Raw genomic sequence first — 18,061 nt, 5'->3', positions numbered from 1 at the left:
AAATGCTTAAATTACCAGAGTTTTTAAATAACTCATTTCACGAATGGCATATTTGATCCCTTCGCGACCAATACCGCTTTCTTTTACCCCACCAAAAGGAAAGTGTTCACTCCTAAAGCCTGGGCCATCATTTACTGCCAAAGTGCCCACTTCTAGTTCTTCATACAAATATTTTGAGAGCGCGAGGTTTTGCGTAAAAATACCGGCCTGTAAGCCATATGCCGAACTGTTAATGATCGGTACGATCTCCTCAATATCAGTAAATTTACAAAGCGGGATGACGGGTCCAAAGGTTTCTTCTTTGATCAAGTCACAAGTATAGGGCACATCTTCTAAGATGGTTGGGTAGACGATGCAACCATCCATTTGATTCCCACAAATGAGCTTTGCCCCATGTTGAATCGCGTCTTCTATCCTCGCTTGAATTTCATTGGCTGCTTTTTGATTGATGACCGGTCCAATAAATGTATCGTCTTCAATGGGGTTACCCACCTTAAGTTTACTGGTTTTTTCCAACAACAGCGCTCTAAACGCACTAAATACCTCATTGTGCACAAACACGCGCTTTGCCGCCGTACAACGTTGACCAGCCGTCGCGAAGCGCTGGTTGATGGCAGCATCCGCCGCTGCATTTAAATCAGCATCAGGCATCACGATAAGGGGGTCGTTTCCGCCTAGTTCTAACAATAATTTTTTATACCCTGCGGCTGACGATATTGCATTGGCCGTTGCCGTACCACCGGTAAAGTTTATACAAGAAATATCAGGGTGAGCGACTAAACTTGGCATGTCAGGAATATCAGGCATACAAAGTTGTAAACACGCTTCGGGAATACCTGCTTCGTAGCACAAACGGGTCAGCAACTGCGCAGAAGCCGTATTTTGAGGACCTGGTTTAAAGAGTACAGTATTTCCACCCGCGATAGCCGGTGCTAATTTATGAATAGCAATATTTATTGGAAAGTTAAAAGGTGTAATACACAAGACGGTACCCAAGGGTTTCCAACATACGATACCCAATTTGCCGCGTGCTGGAGAATAAGCGTCGGAGTCTAGTACTTCGCCAGATATTTGTCTTGCTTCCTCCGCACTGGCAATAGCGGCGTTGATCGCTCGGTTCATTTCGACGCGACTGTCAGAAATCGTTTTACCTGTTTCGCGCGTAATGAGTTCTGCAAGTGTTTCGGCGTGCTCTTCTAATAACTCTGCTAAGCGTCTAAGTATTTCACTGCGTTTGAAAGCCGGAATATCTCTCAAGGTTTTTCGCCCTTGCTTGAGTAACGCCACTTTCTCATTCACTTGCTGTGCGGTGTCATAAACAAATTCGTCGATTAGTTCGTTATCGAAAGGATTGTAAATCTTATATGTTGTGTTCATTCATGACTCCTATAGCAATGAATAAAGTTGATAAAGCATTTTTATCAGTGCGAGAAACAAAGTAAATCGCATGAGTTTAAAAAACAGTTGATTGTCTATTTTGTCCAACAACCAAACACCAAGTTTTGCCCCGACAACACCTGCCAAGCTTAATATTAAAATAAGTTCAAAGGCATCAATAAACGAAAAGCCCAAATAGATAAACGCTGGGATTTTGGTTAAATGCGTATACGCTTGCATCATTGATTTGTTAGCAATGATGGCTTCTTTGCTCAAATCATCACGCATAAAAAAAACGGCGAGAATAGGATCGATCACACCAACGGTTATACCGATGAAGCCCGTCGCAAACCCGACCCAAACAAAATGTTTATCCGCCACTTTAATATCAGGCAAACGTTTGGGCTTAAATAAGGTGTAAATCGTTAAGCCAACCAACAGTAATAAAGGGTAAAACTCACCTAAATACTCAGCAATAAATACCGTGGTAACGACTGTACCTAGCGTTGCACCAACAATAAAAGGCCAACACTTTTGCCAATGAATATGTTTGCGCAAATACCAAGTACGCGTCGCGTTATTGAATATTTGCACGGCACCGTGCGTTGCGATCAATGGTTTGAGAGGAATATATATACTCATCGCCGCAAACATTAAGATGCCACCGGCCATCCCTGTAACGGAAGTAATGACAGACGCTATGATGACGGCGCCGCACATCACAGCAATCGCCAGCCAAGAAAGTTCAGGTATTTCCATTCGCGTGTTGGCTCGGTTGTTTAATATAAGTTACTGTAAAAAAATCTCGATGAGATACACAGTACCAACAAATTATCTTTAATCAGACCAGATAAGTATAATGATAGTTTGCTGGTATGGTCATTTTGTGTACGCTGGTTGTGTTGTCTGCCGAATTTTGTCGGTAGAGTGGTAAAAAAATTATCGAAGAATAATAATGAAACCTAATATTTTTTTTGTTTTCCTAGCACTTATTTCTCCTTTTTCCGCCCACGCTAAATCCTTAGATCAGACCATTGATGAATGGGTCAGCCCATTTAGTCAATCGCTGTCAGATATCGTGTTTTTTAAAATCACGCTGTTTGGGCAAGCCATTCCAGTGATCGTTATATGGTTGGCGATTGCGGCAATATTTTTTACGTTTTATCTGGGTTTCATGAATATTCGCGCATTCCCCCATGCCCTGCGCCTTGTCAGGGGTGATTATGACGACCCCAACCACACTGGCGAAATATCTCATTTCCAAGCAGTGGCGACCGCAGTGTCGGGCACGGTTGGCATTGGTAACATCGGGGGCGTTGCGGTCGCAATCGGTATTGGTGGACCGGGTGCTGCCTTTTGGCTAATCGTGGCGGGCTTTTTGTCTATGTCGACAAAGTTGGTCGAATGTACGCTTGGGGTGAAATACAGACGTATTAATGCAGATGGCTCGGTGTCAGGCGGGCCAATGTATTACTTAGAACAATGCTTGGTCAAGCGCAATAAACCAAAACTTGGTAAAGCCTTGGGCGTCTTTTATGCGGTTGCCTTAGTTGTTGGCTGCATGGGAATTGGCAATATGTTCCAATCCAACCAAGCCTATATGCAAGTCGTAGGTATTTCTGGTGGTGAAGACAGCTTTTTTTCTGACAAAGCATGGTTATTCGGTTTTCTACTAGCACTTGTTATTGCCGTCGTCATTCTTGGCGGTATCAAATCGATTGCAAAAGTCGTCGGTAAAGTTGTACCTTTTATGGCTGTGCTTTATGTTGTATCAGCCTTGGTCATCATTGCGATGAGTGCAGAGCATATTCCCAATGCCATCAAATTAATAGTAACAAATGCCTTTACCAGTGACGGTGTGACAGGTGGTGCAATTGGTGCATTGATTGTAGGATTTCAGCGAGCGTTATTTTCTAACGAAGCAGGTATCGGCTCAGCAGCTATTGCACACTCAGCAGTACAAACTGATAAACCCGCTTCTGAAGGCATTGTTTCGCTACTGGAACCCTTCATCGACACCGTGGTCATTTGTACGTTGACGTCTTTGGTTATCATTACCACCGCTATTCCTAACGGTTTAATGGATAGCGGATTAGAAGGCATCTCCCTGACTTCTGCTTCGTTTGCTCACCACGTCAGTTGGGCACCCTATCCTTTGGCTCTTGCCGCTCTGCTTTTTGCCTTTTCAACTTCCATTTCGTGGTCATATTACGGACTGAAGGGCTGGACCTTTTTGTTTGGTGAAAAACAACTCACTCAACTCATATTCAAGTTTATATTTTGTATGTTTATCATCTTAGGGTGTATGACTAACCTCACTTCAGTCCTGAATTTCTCAGATGCCATCGTCTTTTTGATATCTATCCCTAACATCATTGGCCTCTATCTTTTTGCACCAGAGGTGAAGCGTGAGGTGAATGAATATCTGGCAAAGTTCAAGTAATTACTAGAGCCTGTTGACCTTTGTTGTACACCAAAGGTCAACAGCGAACCTCAAACGCAAGGTAGTAGAGCACAAGCAAAGCTGTACCTTGCCAACACTTCTACTCTTGCTTTCACAACCGTTCGATTTGTGGTTTACCAACATCAAAAGCAATGTGGCTGAGGAAAGATCCTAGCGCACGGTGACAGGTATTGGTAAAGATGACAGATAAAAAAAAGAGGCTCAATGAGCCTCTAAAAATAGGTTTAGGGAAACCTTACACATGAAACACACCTCAGCAAGGTGATGAGGTAATAATAGAACCGGAATATCCCAGAACTATCACGAAAACGTACTAACTTTATCATTTACGTAAAACAAAACCTTCCAGCCTGATACAACTCACCAGATCTTGTTCAGGGGCTATTTGGTCTCGGCCACAACCTCAGTTAACGCACAATCTAAGGCATGAACGATGTCGTCGATGTCTTGTTTTGTGGCGATTAAGGCAGGGCTTAAACAAATGGTATTGTTAAACAGCGCAAATGAACGGTTAGTACGTCCAATCAACACACCTTGCTTCATACAGTGAGCAGCAATCGCTGCAGACACTGACTCATCTACAGGTACTTTTGTTTGTCGATCCTCTACTAGTTCAAATCCAGCAAAAAGACCCAAACCTCTCACATCGCCGATAATACTATGTTTCTCTTGCAAACCGTGTAAAAGAGAAAGTAAGTACTTACCTTGTTTATCGGCATTTTCAAGCAAGTTCTCTCGCTCAATAATATTAAGATTTGCTAAGGCAGCGGCAGGCCCAGAGGTACATCCTCCAAAGGTCGATACATCGCGAAAATAATCCATTTTTGCATCGTGTTCGACTTCTTTAAACATGTTAAAAATGGCTTCTGTCGTCACAGTACAGGATATTGCTGCATAGCCGGAGGCCACACCTTTTGCCATAGTGACGATGTCTGGTTGAATGCCATACTGTTGATAGCCAAACCACTTTCCAGTGCGCCCTAAGCCGCATACTACCTCGTCTATATGCAAAATTATGTCGTACTTTTTGCAGATCTCTTGAACACGCTGCCAATAACCCTCAGGAGGCGTAATGACGCCACCACCTGCCGTGATAGGCTCCAAGCACAACGCGCCTACTGTTGAAGGGTCTTCCTCCAAAATAACGCGCTCTATTTCGTTAGCGGCACGTATGCCGTAATCTTCTACTTCGCCCCACTGTGAACGATATTCACAGCAGTGTGGCACTTGGATAAAGTCTGGCACAAACGGTCCATAGTGGTCACGCCGTTGTTCTTGACCTGTCGCGCTTAAACACGCAATAGTCGTACCATGGTAATCGCGCTCACGATAAAGAATTTTGCGCTTTTTGCCGCCGTACTTTTTCTGGGCGATTTGACGCACCATCTTGAAGGCTTTTTCATTTGCTTCGGAGCCGGAGTTTGCATAATAAACGCGACTCATGCCGGGCATTTTTTCGATAAGCTTTTCTGCAAATTCACTGGCAGGTATATTACCTGCGGTTTGCGCAAAATAATTGAGTGTTAGCAGCTGCTCTCTCACCGCATCAGCAATTTCAGTGCGACCATAACCGACGTTGACCGTCCATAAACCACCAGAAGATGCATCTAAGTACTCTTTCCCGTTTATGTCCCATACGCGCATTCCTTCGCCTTTGACCATCACAAGCGGGTCGTTGTGATCAAAGATCTGATGTGGAGTAAGATGGTGCCAAACGCTTTTTTTATCTTGTTGAACCGAATGGGTCATTGCGCAATCTGCCTTGTTAATACCATAAAATAGCCATGTCTCCATGCTAGGAGGATAGTGCAAAAGCAGCCAGAGCCAGATTTTTGTTACCGATCATGCCAGTTGAAAACGAAAGCGGGGAAATACGCTATTTTTGTTTGTAAACAACGCCTTCTTTCATCACAAAGTCAATATCTGTGAGCTCGCTGATGTCTTCAAGCGGGTTGCCAGTCACAGCTACTAGGTCAGCGTACTTTCCTGTTTCTAAGGTGCCTAGTTTGTCTGCTTGCCCGAGGTTATCTGCACCGTTTACCGTGGCAGTGATAATCGCTTCCTCGGGACTCAAACCCGCCTCTACCATTAACTCAAATTCTCGCGCGTTAATGCCATGTTTAGACACATAACTGTCCGTTCCAAAGGCAATTTTTACCCCTGCTTTATGCGCTTTACTGAGCGCTTTGATCAGCATTGGTCCTATCAATTTTGCTTTTGCTCTGACAGAAGCAGCAAAAAACGAATCTTCGTCTGCGGCAATTTCAGACACGGCTGCACCAGCCAACAAAGTAGGCACTAGATACGCCCCTGTTTGATTAAACAGTGCAAACGAGGTCTCATCAGAAAACGTACCGTGTTCAATAGAATCAACTCCCGCTCTTAGCGCGGCATTGATACCATCAGCATTGTGTGCATGAGCCGCGACTTTTCTACCAAGCGCATGAGCAGTATCAACAATGGCTTTTAACTCATCATCAAAAAATTGCTGGCCAGTACCCGATGCGGTTTCTGACAATACTCCACCCGTAGACACAAATTTGATATGGTCAGCCGAACGCCTAACCTGATCGCGCACAGCGCGTCTACAGTCAGCCACACCATCACAGATACCCGTATGTTTGATCACCGTAAATACATCGTCTCTAAATCCATGACGCTGTCCATGTCCGCCAGTTGGCGATATGACATCCCCTGCGGCAAAAATACGGGGACCGGGTACATAGTCTTTAGCAATAGCATCGCGCAGAGCAAAGACCGAGTCGCCGCCTCTACCGCCTAAATCACGCACCGTGGTAAAACCTGCCTGTAACACTATTTTCGCATTTCGCGCCGCAAACAACGCAGTGTCTGGATGGGACAGCTCAACGCGTTGTAGTTTAGTACGAGGCCCCAATTCGTCAGTGATGTGTACGTGCCCGTCAATTAATCCAGGGAGTACAAACATCTGCTTAAGATCGTGAACGGTGAGGCTATCATCCTTATTTAACGAAAGCTTCGTTTTGTCAATGTAACCCGGCACAACGCGCTGGACTTTACCGTCTTTAATCACAATGCTTTGTTTTGTGAGAACAGGTTTGCTGGGCACAGCCATCAGCTTACCCGCATGCACGATCACATATTCAGCGCTCAGACAAGAGAGAGAAATCAGTGAAAGTGATAAAGCAATACACTTGGTAAAAGAAAATTTCATACTAGCCTCTACCTTTGTTTGTCGAGATAAAATTGACGAATATCGGCAGACAAGGCTTCCCAACTCTTGATATCTGCCCACAAACGATGGCCTGATTCGTAATACTTAAGCGCGACCCGATCCTGAATAATGCCATGGTTTGCAAAGGTGCGTTCTGTATCAAAAAAAGGGGTGACGATATCGTATAAACCCGAGGCAGCAAAGACTTCTAGCGCCTCGTTTCTGCGCATTAAGGTGCCAAGCTTACTCGCCACTTCAATGATGTTTGCTCGTTTAGCCACGCGATATCGTTGTGGATCAGCGTAAGCCTTTACATCTGGTCGCCAATCCCAATCCTTACCCACTTGCGAATTCCATAACTTATATGGCATTGGCATCGTCACCCCAAGCTGAGTCATGTAATGATGAAAACCCGCTGCGTACATACCTGATTCTTTGTACATTGATGGATCACCACTTAAGGGATCAGAGGCGGTATCATCAAATTCGTCTCCAGTATAGCGGCCATCGCTGTAACCGATAGTAAGTCCTTCCTTTCTTAATAATTCCTTGCGAAAACGGGGAACAAGCACACGCAAGTTAGCAGCAGATACGTAGCTTTCTTCTAAACCGGTAAAATCAGCAAATTGTTTTATCACCCTGCTACGTTCCTCATCTGACATCATGTTGCCTTTGAACAATGCTCCGGCATAGTCATTTAAAGCAAACTCTCTTGCTTCTTTTGCAAAGGCGCCTAGGGGTTTTCCTTGACCTGCCTTGCCATGATAGTGAGCGACTGTCGCCATGGAGGGCAAGTAACCAATGTATGCAAGTAAGTTATTATCAACGGAGGACAACCCACCAAGATCCAAGGCGGGACCTAAGAGCAATAAACTGTTCATATCGATACCATGTGCAGTATGCAGATAGTGAGCTACACCCACAGCACGGGTGGTGCCATAGCTTAGACCCAAGATGTGTTTTGGTGCATTCCACCTTTGCTTGTCCGCTATCCACTGGCGAATAAAATCGCCCATGGATCGCGCATCTGCTCCAACACTCCAAAAGTCTTGATTAGATTTATCGCCCAATGCGTGACTGTAGCCGGTACCCACCGGATCAACAAACACCAAATCGGTCAAATCCAAAATACTATTTGGATTGTCTATTAGCGCATAAGGTGCTGCCCCGTCATCCGAATTTGGCGCCCCCTCTCGACGCACAATTTTGGGACCCAGTAAACCAATATGTAATACTGAAGATGATGCGCCTGGGCCACCGTTGTATATAAAGGTCACTGGACGATTTTCTTTTTTTGCATCTGGTTTTGTATAGGCAACACTCCAAATCGAAGCAATAGGATTGCCCTCGCCATCTCTCAGTATCGTTTCTGCCGCTGTGCTCACATAGCGCAGCGTTTTTCCACCTACTTGGATCTTAGCTTCTTTTGTAAAAGACTTGGCGTCATTTCCAGTCTCAACTGTTGCACATAAAGCGCTAGAAAAAGCGATATATGTCAACACCACGCTCACCCTCAATCTATGCATGCATGACATAGTTTGCTCCTTCTGTAAAATCTAAAATACTAATGATTAAGCTAACCATGGATTGGCTTGTAAATGTTTGCGTTCGAATTGTGTAATGGCGTCTTTGCGCTGCAGTGTCGAACCAATCGCATCTAAGCCACTGAGTAAGGCATTCTTTCTTAAAGCCTCTATCTCAAACGCTAAACATTGTTCACCCACCGTGATCGATTGCTCAGGTAAATCGATATCTATTTGACCAAGGTCACTGCGCACAACTTGTTCGCTAAAGTACTGCATTTGTTCGTCACTTAACTCAATCACCAGTAAACCATTGCGCTGGCAATTATCAAAAAAGATACCGCCAAAACTTGTGCCAATTATTGCGCGAATACCGAGTTGTTTTAACCCCCACACGGCGTGCTCTCTGCTCGACCCACAGCCAAAATTAGAACCGGTTGCTAGAAATTTAGCACTACTCCACGGTGCTTGGTTTAACACAAAATCAGGATTGCGTTCACCATTGGCTAAAAATCGTTGGTCAAAAAAAACACCTCGGTCTAAGCCTTTTCGGTCAATGCCTTTTAAAAATTGCTTGGGCATAATCACGTCAGTATCGATGTTGTTGGCTAACATCGGCGCAATAATCCCTTGTTCTTTGATAAAACCTGTCACTTTGCCACCTCCCACGAACGAATATCACATAAGTGCCCAGTGATAGCAGCGGCGGCAGCCATGGCAGGGCTCATCAAGTGCGTCCTGACACCAGCTCCTTGCCGTCCTTCGAAATTGCGATTGGTGCTCGAAGCGCAACGGTCACCGGGGCTGAGCACGTCGTCGTTCATCGCTAAACACATTGAGCAACCCGATTGACGCCATTCAAATCCGGCGTCAATGAATATGGCAGACAACCCTTCTGCATCTGCTTGGGCTCGGACATTGGAAGAGCCTGGAACTATCATCGCTCTTACGCCTGGCGCGACCTTTTTTCCCTTAACTATCTTTGCCACTTCTCGCAAATCCTCTATGCGCGCATTGGTGCATGACCCAATAAAAGCGTGTGAAATAGAAATGTCTTGCATGGGCGTATTCGCTGCCAAACCCATATAATTTAAGGCACGCTGCATCGCTTTTTGCTCAGCTTTATTAGCTTGTTCAAGAGGATTTGGTACACGACTACTGATATCAACCACTTGATCGGGGCTGGTTCCCCACGTGACGAGGGGCTTGACCTCTGAAGCATCTATATGCACATCTTTGTCAAAAACAGCATCAGGGTCACTCTTGAGTAAGCGCCATTGTGCGAGCGCCTGTTCCCACAGTGCATCTTTGGGTACCCTGGGTTTCGATTTTAAATATTCGAATACGGTCTCGTCGGGTGCCATATATGCTCCTCTTGCTCCCGCTTCTACCGCCATATTACAAACCGTCATACGAGCTTCTACACTCATGCTATCAACGGTTGGACCACAAAATTCAATTGCATATCCCGTTGCACCATCAGCACCAATTTTTCGGATTAACTCCATGATGACATCTTTTGAGGTAATGCCTAAAGCCAATTCACCTTGTATAGTCACTCTCATGGTTTTGAGCTTTTTATAAATCAGAGTTTGGGTCGCGAGTAAGTGCTCAATTTCTGAAGTACCAATACCAAAACCCAATGCACCTAATGCGCCATAGGTCGTCGTGTGGCTGTCTCCCGCCGCGACTACCATGCCAGGTAAAATAAACCCTTGTTCAGGTGCCACAACGTGCTCAATACCCTGTCGGCTATCTAGGATGTCAAATAATTCAATACCAAAATCACGGCAGTTTTCAGCAAAATAATTAACTTGCAGCGCGCCACCTTCCTGAGGCTCAACCGCCACACGCTTTGGGGCTGTCGAATTCACATGATCCACAACGGCAAGCGACGTATTTGGTCGCCATAGTTTTCTATTTGCCTCTCGTAGGCCACTGAATGCTTGAGGACTGGTGTATTCATTAAGTACTTGCCGATCCACGTACAATAAGACATGGCCGCGATCATCCAGCTCACAAACGGTGTGAGACGCAACAAGCTTTTCATAAAGTGTTTTAGGCGTCGACATGGTAATTTCCATTATTCAGAGGCAATTCAGGCTTGAGAAACGCATACACATGCTCCAACAACACTGAGGGAATTTCCTCAGCAATGTAGTGACCCGAAGGCAGTGCCTGCCCCTTAGCATGCAAAGCAAGTTTTTGCCACTCTGCCAAAGGATTGAAGCATTTGCCAACGGTGCCTTCTTCACCCCATAAAATCAGTAAAGGGCAAGTGATTTTGTTGTTTGCTGTAATATCGTCTTGGTCGTGCTGGAGATCCATCCCCGCACTTGCGCGATAATCCTCGCATATTCCGCGTGCAGTGCCGGGTAAACGCAAACACCTCAGGTACTCAGCAAGGGCTTGTTGTGTGAAGGGTTGCATCCCAGCACTTCTCGCTCCCATCACACTATGCAAATAGTTTTCTGGGTCAGCTTCTAACAGTGTTTCGGGCAAAGGCGCTGGACGAACCAAGAAGAACCAATGCCAGTAAGCCCTAGCAAATTGTTCATTGGTTTGTCGATACATGGCTAAGGTAGGTGCGATATCTAACAAAATTAGCTTGTTTACACTTTCGGGGAAGTCCATTGCTAAGCGATGCGCAACTCGTGCACCTCGGTCATGAGCAAGTATATGAAAAGATGAAAACCCTAAAGCTGCCATTAATTGGCACTGATCTTTCGCCATTTCACGCTTGGTATACGAAGTACCATTTTTATCGCCTAATGGTTTATCGCTGTCGCCATAGCCACGAAGGTCAGCTGCCACTACCGTAAAGTTATCAGCAAGTTCATCGGCGACTTTATGCCACATCACATGATTTTGGGGGTGCCCGTGCAGCAACAACAAAGCAGGGCCAGCGCCGCCCATACGATAATGAATGGTAACGCCGTTCACGCGTTTTTGCCCTATTTGATATTTACTAAACATCGAATTTGCCTTATTTAGCTGGCTACTTAGTTTGATTGTCCTGCCAACAACACTGCTTGCAAGCATAAACATCCACTCGATAGCCGATGAGGGTAACCCCTATTCGGGGTCTACCCTTCTTGTACGCTTAAAAGTGATAAGATGCTCTAAGTGAAATAAAGCGGCCGACATTGTCGTAACTGCCTCTTGCCCCAAGGAAAACGCCGTCACGTCTTGGTGGGTCAATGTCCGCTAAATTTGTAATAGTGGCGGTTAAACTCAGCTCATTATCAAAGGTATAACCGACAACCACATCGTTATAAATTCTGCTAGGCACATCATTGGTATCGATAGATTCATCAGTCAGCACATTTGGATCGAGCAATGTCGAGCCAATATAGCGCGTATTGAGTCCATAAGACCAGTTGTCCAGTGAATAGCTAATATTCAGATTGGTTCTTAACTCTGGATTGTCTGGGTTGTTCTTTGTCACAAACAAACTAGTCGGATCATTGGAGTCAATGAGCTGTTCGTGATCGAGCAAATAAGAACCCGTCATTGACACACTTAACTCACCACTGTCAAGCTTAGGCTTATAATAAGCTTCAAAATCGACGCCCCTAGCGTCTAGTCGCCCAACGTTGATTTTAGCCACGTCGATACGCGCCAGTGACAACTGATTGTCCCTCGTAATTAGCGGACAAAACTCATTGTCAATTGTGGGAGAATCTACACATTTTTGAATAATATCGTTTACTGCAAACGAGCCAATGGCGTCGGTAATTTCAATATCCCAGTAGTCTACTGAAAAGGTTAAGCCCTCAACGGCGCTTGGCGTCAGAACAAAGCCGAGTGTAATCGAATCAGATTGCTCTTCGGACAAATTGGTATTGCCACCTGTCACGACTTCTTTAGCTGGCGCGGCATTAGGATCAACCCAGCCATCTGGGATACCCAATGCTGCACAATTTGCTTCTCGCGTTGCCGTACCCAGTGTGATTTGCGAAACATCACAGGGATCGACTAAAAATGCCCCCGTTGTCACACCCGGGCTAAAAAGCTCAGACAAGTTAGGCGCCCTTACACTGGTCGCTTGCGAAAATCGAATACGTAAATCTTCTGAGACAGCCCAGTTTATGCCAAGTTTAGAAGCCAAAGTACTACCAATGGTGTCGTAATCGGAGTACCTGAGTGCGGCTTCAAGATCGAGTTGCTCAACCACCGCTAAATCCGACAATACAGGGATCACAAACTCAAGGTAAGCCTCATCAACAGATAAATCAGCATCTTGTGGCTCTTGCCCTCTAAAAAGGTGCAAGCGGTTTTGCCGAGCAAGACCATCATCTAGGGTCTTTATCGACTCTTCACGGTGCTCATAACCCGTTGCAAACTGCACATCACCTGCAGGAAGCTCAAAAATGTCCCCTGTTAAACTCGCAGAAAACACCTGTTGTTTATTGCGATGAAAACGCAAAGCAGTGTGTTGAATGTAAGCGGCTGCCGCCTCAGAAAGTGGTTCTTGAGCAAGCGGATATATCGGCTGGAATAAAAGGGTTATCTCTCTGCAGGCGATTAATAGTAAATCCGCCGCCTTGTGTTGTATTGTCGGGCTGGCCTGAACCAACAGTTTCAGTTTTGCCGTAATCCGCATCGAGGAAAAATGACACATCATCAAATAGGTCGTAATCTATGCTGAGCCTTGTTGCTAAAGTTTGCTGTTGTTGTCTGAGGCGAGAAAAGTCAACTTGACGGAAACCTTCTGCACCAATGCCGCGTATCCCGTCAAAGGGTACACCGCGGTCAATAGGTCTCAAGTTAGGATCAGCTGTATACCATGTGCCGCCAATATTAAATGCGCCTTTCGGCGAAAAAGCAAAAATGCCCAAATCATCAACGTGAATACGATCAGGAATACCATCATCAGGACCAGTGTTGTCTGGGTTTGGGCGTAGATTAAGTTGTGTACCAAAATCGCGCTGTGACGTTCTAAGCTCTTGTTCCTTGCTCAAACTAAGACCAAAAACCATACTACCGCGGCCGCCATCAAACTCTGCACCACCGGCAAAATCAAAGGAAAACCGTTCACCACCGCCACCTTCTGTTGACGCACCAGCACTTGTCGACACTTCGATGCCGTCAATGCTGTCTTTCATGATCATGTTCAACACACCACTTACCGCATCTGCACCATAAACAGCAGAAGCGCCTCCCGTAATCACCTCTACCCGTTTAATGAGTCCTGCGGGTATCATTGACAAGTCAACGGCTGAAGACGCGCTGCTTCCAGATACTCTGCGTCTACCGTCGATTAAGACCAAGCTTCTGTCCGTTCCCAGACCTCTGAGATTGACAAATGATGCGCCCGCTTCTGGGTTAGACAAGCCACCGGGACTGGCATTGGCGCTACCCAGTCCCACCCCGATTGAGGGGACAGTTTTTAGTACGTCATATAAGTTGGAATACCCGGACTGCTCGATCGCTTCTAAACCCACAACATTGACTGGCGTCGAACTTTCAAAGCCCGCTCGTTGTATCCGCGTACCGGTTAGTATGATTCTTTCGATAGCTTCTTCATTTGCTGCAGCCTCGTCGTTACTCTCAGCGGTCTCTGTTTGCGCATATACAGATGGCAGGAAAGAGGAAGAAATGCCAAGCGACAAAGCCAAGATAATGCGTTTTGATAATGTTTTAAGTTTGAAATTTGGTTTATCGATATGTGTAGGTGTAGCTGTCATGGCTTGTTCCTCAAGTTAAGTATCTTGCATTCTCTTATTTACATCCTTTTTGTGTTTGTGTGTTGTGTGGCTTGAATCGTGACACCCCAGTTGATGAGGCAATTTGAAGACTCATTACTACCCTACTAGTTTACAAAATAGAGATAAAAAATCATTATGTAGACATATAGATTACGATTTGTGTTTAATAGTGCAAAAATTCAATAAGTTTTCAATACAAGACTTAGGAGTCAAACGCTCGCTATGAAAGAGGGAAGTGTAAGTTTTAACGAATTACCCCACCCAAAAGATTTACAGGTGTTTTTAGCCGTCGTTCGCAAACTCAGTTTTGCTGCGGCGGCTGAAGAATTGGGACAGTCGCCTGCTTATGTTAGTAAACGGATAGGGATTTTAGAAGCAAGTTTGAAAACGCGTTTGTTCCATCGAACAACTCGAAAGATCGTACTCACCGATGACGGCGAGCGCACCTATCATAGAGCTATTCGGATTTTAGCTGAAATCGATGATATGGTCGACGATTTGACTGATGCACAACACACACCTCAAGGTCACTTGCATATTTGCTCATCCTTTGGTTTTGGCAGAAAACATGTTGCTCCCGCAATAGCTGAACTGTCTACCAAATATGCAGATCTTGACGTCCGCTTAGACGTATTTGATCGCGCTGTCGACATTATTCAAGAGGGCTTTGATTTGGAAATTCGAGTGGGTGAAGATTTACCCACACAGCACATATGCAAAATGCTCAAACGTAACAAGCGAATAATTTGTGCTGCCCCCGAATACCTCGCGAGGCACGGCGAGCCGAAAACGCTCGACGACCTAAGTAAGCATGCTTGCTTAGTGCTCCGTGAGAGAAACTCCCCTTTTGGTATATGGAGTTTTGATGGCACAAACAAAGAACTTTCTCTTCCGATTAGCGGTCATCTATCTACCAATCACGGTGAAATTATTCTGCAATGGGCACTGCACGGCAGAGGTATCATCATGCGTTCTCTTTGGGACGTTAAACAGCACTTAGCCTCTGGTAAAATGGTTCAAATTCTTCCTGAATACACGCAAGAAGCAAATATTTGGGCGGTTTACCCAACGCGCTTATCTCACTCAGCGAAGCTTCGTGTGTGCGTCACATTTTTAGAAGAATACTTGGCAAGCTGAGGGATTTTTACACCACTAGACAAGATCACACCAATAAATACCAATATCATACCCGCAAGCGATGATAGGCCGAGTGTTTCTCCTAACAGAGGAACGGCTGCCACACCCACTAACACAGGTGTTAAAGAGCCAATTGCTGCACTGCGTTCAGCGCCGATTTTATTGACAGCATAGCCATAAGTAAAAGCGGCGAGTAATCCAACACCTAAGGACTGCACAAGTACCTGAATAGCAAGCTGCTCTGCGCTTACATCAGTAAAGCCGCTATCTACCAATCCGAGGGCTAACAGAGCCAATAATATGAATGTTGATACCAAACTTAAAAAACCTGCCACTGCCAGAGGCGGTAATGCTGCTACGCGTATACAAATAGAAAACGTTGCCCAACAAGCCGCTGCGCACAAGAAAAGCACGTCACCCTTCCAATAACTCGTGTCTCCTTCCCAAAAAGCCAGTACTAATAAGGCAAGAATACCTGCGCCAATGAGAGACAAGCCAATAATCTTTTGTTTGCGTAATTTTTCCTTGAAGAATAGTACCGCTGCAAGACTAATAAAAATAGGTGTGGTGCCAGTAATAATTAAACCAGCGTGAGATGCGGGTGCCAACTCGGCGCCGACACTCATTAGAAAGAATAGTGGCACGCCAGCACCTACCAATATGCCAATCAATAATGTCTTTGGGATCGCCACAATCGACGGCCAATGCCTCAGGGTGATAGGGAGTAAAACAATCGCAGCAAAACCAAATCTTAACAAGGCTAAATCAAAAGAGGTAAGAGTCGATGTCACACCCGCACGCGTAGCCAAAAAGAAAGCACTCCAAATCAAAGTAGTAATGATGGAAGCTGCAATACCCAATTTAAATTGCCACCCATTGGCAAAGGTAAAATGTGCAGGTTTGATTGACGCCGTTGCTTGCGACATGCTGTGATTCCTCGTCGATATAATGATCGTTGCTGGGGGGGTGAGTGTACCCTTATGCGACAATTATGGATGAATATAGCGAGGCATGTCCTTGTTATTTCAAGCTTAAAAATAGACTAAATTGGCATTATCTGCTAAAAATTATGAAAATACTGAATTAATCCGCTATATTGCTATGGACACACTAGATATAAAGATTTTAAAAGAACTACAACGGGATGGTCGCTTATCTAACGTTGAACTATCTGAGGCAATAAATTTATCCCCTTCCCCATGCCTGCGGCGGGTAAAAAAACTTGAGGCAAGTTCTGTGATCACAGGTTACTCCGTTACCTTGGATCGTGATTCCGTAGGCTTGGGTATGACCGTGTTTGTGGACGTGTCTCTTGACAATCACCAAGAATTAGCTACTTCAGCGTTCGAGGCCAACGTTGTACTTTTTGACAATGTGATAAGTTGTCATGAAGTCTCCGGCGCTTCAGACTATCGTTTGGAGGTGGTCGTAGCCAATCTAAAAGGCTACGAATCAGTGTTAAAGCAAATTCAGCAGTTGCCGCATGTCAAAGACATCCAGAGCAATTTTGCCATTCGCACCGTAAAATCAGGTGCACCTTTGCCTTTGTGACGACAATTTTTAACTTGACTAACCAGCACAGTCCAAGCTTTTTATCATGGGCTAAAGCAATGTTTCCAGCAAAGTGGCGTTTCTGGTGCGTTGCTTATCAGCGCGCAAGCTTTTATCAAGGACAATGTTAGCTAGTTGTTTTAAGGTTTCTTCAAAATTATCATTAATTAAGATGTAGTCAAACTCAGCCGCATGCGACATTTCGTCTTTGGCTTGAGACATTCTTTTTTTGATAACATCAGCAGAATCTTTACCGCGCCCTATCAAGCGCTCTTCTAAAATAGCGATAGAAGGTGGCAATATAAAAATACTGATAACCTCAGGTGATATCGTCTTGATTTGCCGCGCGCCTTGCCAATCGATATCCAAAAATACATCCACCCCTTGATCGAGCTTGTCACTTATTGCCGCTTTAGAGGTACCATAAAAATTGCCAAATACTTCTGCATGTTCATAAAAAGCATCTTGCTGGATCATTTGTTTAAACACATCGACACTAACAAAATTGTAATGTACACCATCTATTTCTCCTTCACGGGCTTGCCTAGTCGTGTGAGAAACCGACAATTCTGGAGGATTTAATAAGTTATGCTGTGGGGCAGATTCCAAAAGTGCATTGATTAGACTAGACTTACCAGCACCAGAAGGCGCCGCCACAATAAAAAGATTACCTAAAGGTTGAACCATAAAACCGATAACACGCTATCTTTAATTGAAATAATTCCTTTATGGTAGCATATACATAAAGATTGGCGAGGCAGAAACAACGGAGTACAAAATGAAAGATGCCCAATACGACCAACTCATTGATGATATTTTTATTGCCCTAGAAGACGCATTAGATGCGCAAGAACAAGCCTTTGACTATGATAGCAACGGCGATATTTTTACAATAATCATACCTGACGGTTCAAAAATTGTGCTCAACAAACAGCCCCCTCTTCAACAACTTTGGATGGCAACAAAATTCAACGGCCATCATTTCAACTATGAGGAAGATGGCAGATGGGTAGACGAACGCACCGGTGTTGAATTCTTTTCTTTCTTAGATGAAGCAGTAAGTAAACAAGCAGGCTTCGACGTCACTTTAGACCTCAACAGCTAA

Annotated in this window: 16 protein-coding genes; 4 read left to right on the top strand and 12 right to left on the bottom strand. The window is 44.9% G+C overall.

Annotated features, from left to right (window positions below; translation table 11 throughout):
* Positions 1-6: 6 nt before the first annotated feature.
* Positions 7-1,377, bottom strand: coding sequence for a sulfoacetaldehyde dehydrogenase SafD (safD, locus tag ACFOHL_RS16360; RefSeq protein ID WP_376921311.1), 1,371 nt, complete (start codon positions 1,375-1,377; stop codon positions 7-9).
* Between the two features lie 9 nt (positions 1,378-1,386).
* Positions 1,387-2,136 (bottom strand): sulfite exporter TauE/SafE family protein, encoded by a 750-nt coding sequence (locus tag ACFOHL_RS16355; protein WP_376921310.1) that lies wholly within the window; start codon positions 2,134-2,136, stop codon positions 1,387-1,389.
* Between the two features lie 196 nt (positions 2,137-2,332).
* On the opposite strand from ACFOHL_RS16355, the gene ACFOHL_RS16350 reads away from it, so the two are divergent.
* Positions 2,333-3,820 carry an alanine/glycine:cation symporter family protein gene (locus ACFOHL_RS16350; RefSeq protein ID WP_376921309.1) on the top strand — a complete coding sequence of 496 codons (1,488 nt, stop codon included), beginning with the start codon at positions 2,333-2,335 and terminating at the stop codon, positions 3,818-3,820.
* A 402-nt stretch (positions 3,821-4,222) separates the two neighbouring features.
* Here the strand turns inward: ACFOHL_RS16350 and ACFOHL_RS16345 are convergent, their stop codons facing one another.
* The 8 genes from ACFOHL_RS16345 to ACFOHL_RS16310 form a co-directional block, all read right to left on the bottom strand.
* Entirely contained in the window at positions 4,223-5,590 is a 1,368-nt protein-coding gene (locus ACFOHL_RS16345) for an aminotransferase family protein (protein WP_376921308.1), read from the bottom strand.
* Between the two features lie 127 nt (positions 5,591-5,717).
* The gene (locus ACFOHL_RS16340; protein ID WP_376921307.1) at positions 5,718-7,034 is read right to left on the bottom strand and encodes a metal-dependent hydrolase family protein; all 1,317 of its coding nucleotides are present in this window, start codon (positions 7,032-7,034) and stop codon (positions 5,718-5,720) included.
* A gap of 8 nt (positions 7,035-7,042) precedes the next feature.
* Entirely contained in the window at positions 7,043-8,569 is a 1,527-nt protein-coding gene (locus ACFOHL_RS16335) for a S10 family peptidase (protein WP_376921306.1), read from the bottom strand.
* A gap of 36 nt (positions 8,570-8,605) precedes the next feature.
* Positions 8,606-9,211, bottom strand: a complete 606-nt coding sequence (leuD, locus tag ACFOHL_RS16330) for a 3-isopropylmalate dehydratase small subunit (protein WP_376921305.1) — start codon at positions 9,209-9,211, stop codon at positions 8,606-8,608.
* A complete protein-coding gene (gene leuC, locus ACFOHL_RS16325; RefSeq protein ID WP_376921304.1) occupies positions 9,208-10,629 on the bottom strand; it encodes a 3-isopropylmalate dehydratase large subunit in 1,422 nt (473 codons plus the stop codon). The genes leuD and leuC overlap by 4 nt, the downstream gene beginning before the upstream one ends.
* Positions 10,616-11,533 (bottom strand): alpha/beta fold hydrolase, encoded by a 918-nt coding sequence (locus tag ACFOHL_RS16320; RefSeq protein WP_376921303.1) that lies wholly within the window; start codon positions 11,531-11,533, stop codon positions 10,616-10,618. Before ACFOHL_RS16320 ends, leuC begins: the two co-directional genes overlap by 14 nt.
* A gap of 127 nt (positions 11,534-11,660) precedes the next feature.
* Positions 11,661-12,959, bottom strand: a complete 1,299-nt coding sequence (locus tag ACFOHL_RS16315; protein ID WP_376921380.1) for a TonB-dependent receptor — start codon at positions 12,957-12,959, stop codon at positions 11,661-11,663.
* A 58-nt stretch (positions 12,960-13,017) separates the two neighbouring features.
* Positions 13,018-14,247 (bottom strand): TonB-dependent receptor plug domain-containing protein, encoded by a 1,230-nt coding sequence (locus ACFOHL_RS16310; protein ID WP_376921302.1) that lies wholly within the window; start codon positions 14,245-14,247, stop codon positions 13,018-13,020.
* Between the two features lie 243 nt (positions 14,248-14,490).
* On the opposite strand from ACFOHL_RS16310, the gene ACFOHL_RS16305 reads away from it, so the two are divergent.
* The gene (locus ACFOHL_RS16305; RefSeq protein WP_376921301.1) at positions 14,491-15,405 is read left to right on the top strand and encodes a LysR substrate-binding domain-containing protein; all 915 of its coding nucleotides are present in this window, start codon (positions 14,491-14,493) and stop codon (positions 15,403-15,405) included.
* Here the strand turns inward: ACFOHL_RS16305 and ACFOHL_RS16300 are convergent.
* Positions 15,348-16,331 carry a DMT family transporter gene (locus ACFOHL_RS16300; protein WP_376921300.1) on the bottom strand — a complete coding sequence of 328 codons (984 nt, stop codon included), beginning with the start codon at positions 16,329-16,331 and terminating at the stop codon, positions 15,348-15,350. The two genes, ACFOHL_RS16305 and ACFOHL_RS16300, sit on opposite strands and share 58 nt — an antisense overlap.
* A gap of 121 nt (positions 16,332-16,452) precedes the next feature.
* On the opposite strand from ACFOHL_RS16300, the gene ACFOHL_RS16295 reads away from it, so the two are divergent.
* A complete protein-coding gene (locus ACFOHL_RS16295; RefSeq protein ID WP_376921299.1) occupies positions 16,453-16,956 on the top strand; it encodes an Lrp/AsnC family transcriptional regulator in 504 nt (167 codons plus the stop codon).
* Between the two features lie 51 nt (positions 16,957-17,007).
* On the opposite strand, the gene gmk is transcribed toward ACFOHL_RS16295, so the two are convergent.
* Positions 17,008-17,643, bottom strand: coding sequence for a guanylate kinase (gmk, locus tag ACFOHL_RS16290; protein WP_376921298.1), 636 nt, complete (start codon positions 17,641-17,643; stop codon positions 17,008-17,010).
* 91 nt (positions 17,644-17,734) lie between these two features.
* On the opposite strand from gmk, the gene cyaY reads away from it, so the two are divergent.
* On the top strand, positions 17,735-18,061 hold the full coding sequence (cyaY, locus tag ACFOHL_RS16285; RefSeq protein ID WP_376921297.1) for an iron donor protein CyaY: 327 nt from the start codon (positions 17,735-17,737) through the stop codon (positions 18,059-18,061).

This window comes from Agaribacter flavus (assembly GCF_042646125.1).
In the GTDB taxonomy this organism is placed as follows: Bacteria; Pseudomonadota; Gammaproteobacteria; order Enterobacterales; family Alteromonadaceae; genus Glaciecola; species Glaciecola flavus.
This window is presented reverse-complemented; position numbering and strand designations above follow the sequence as displayed.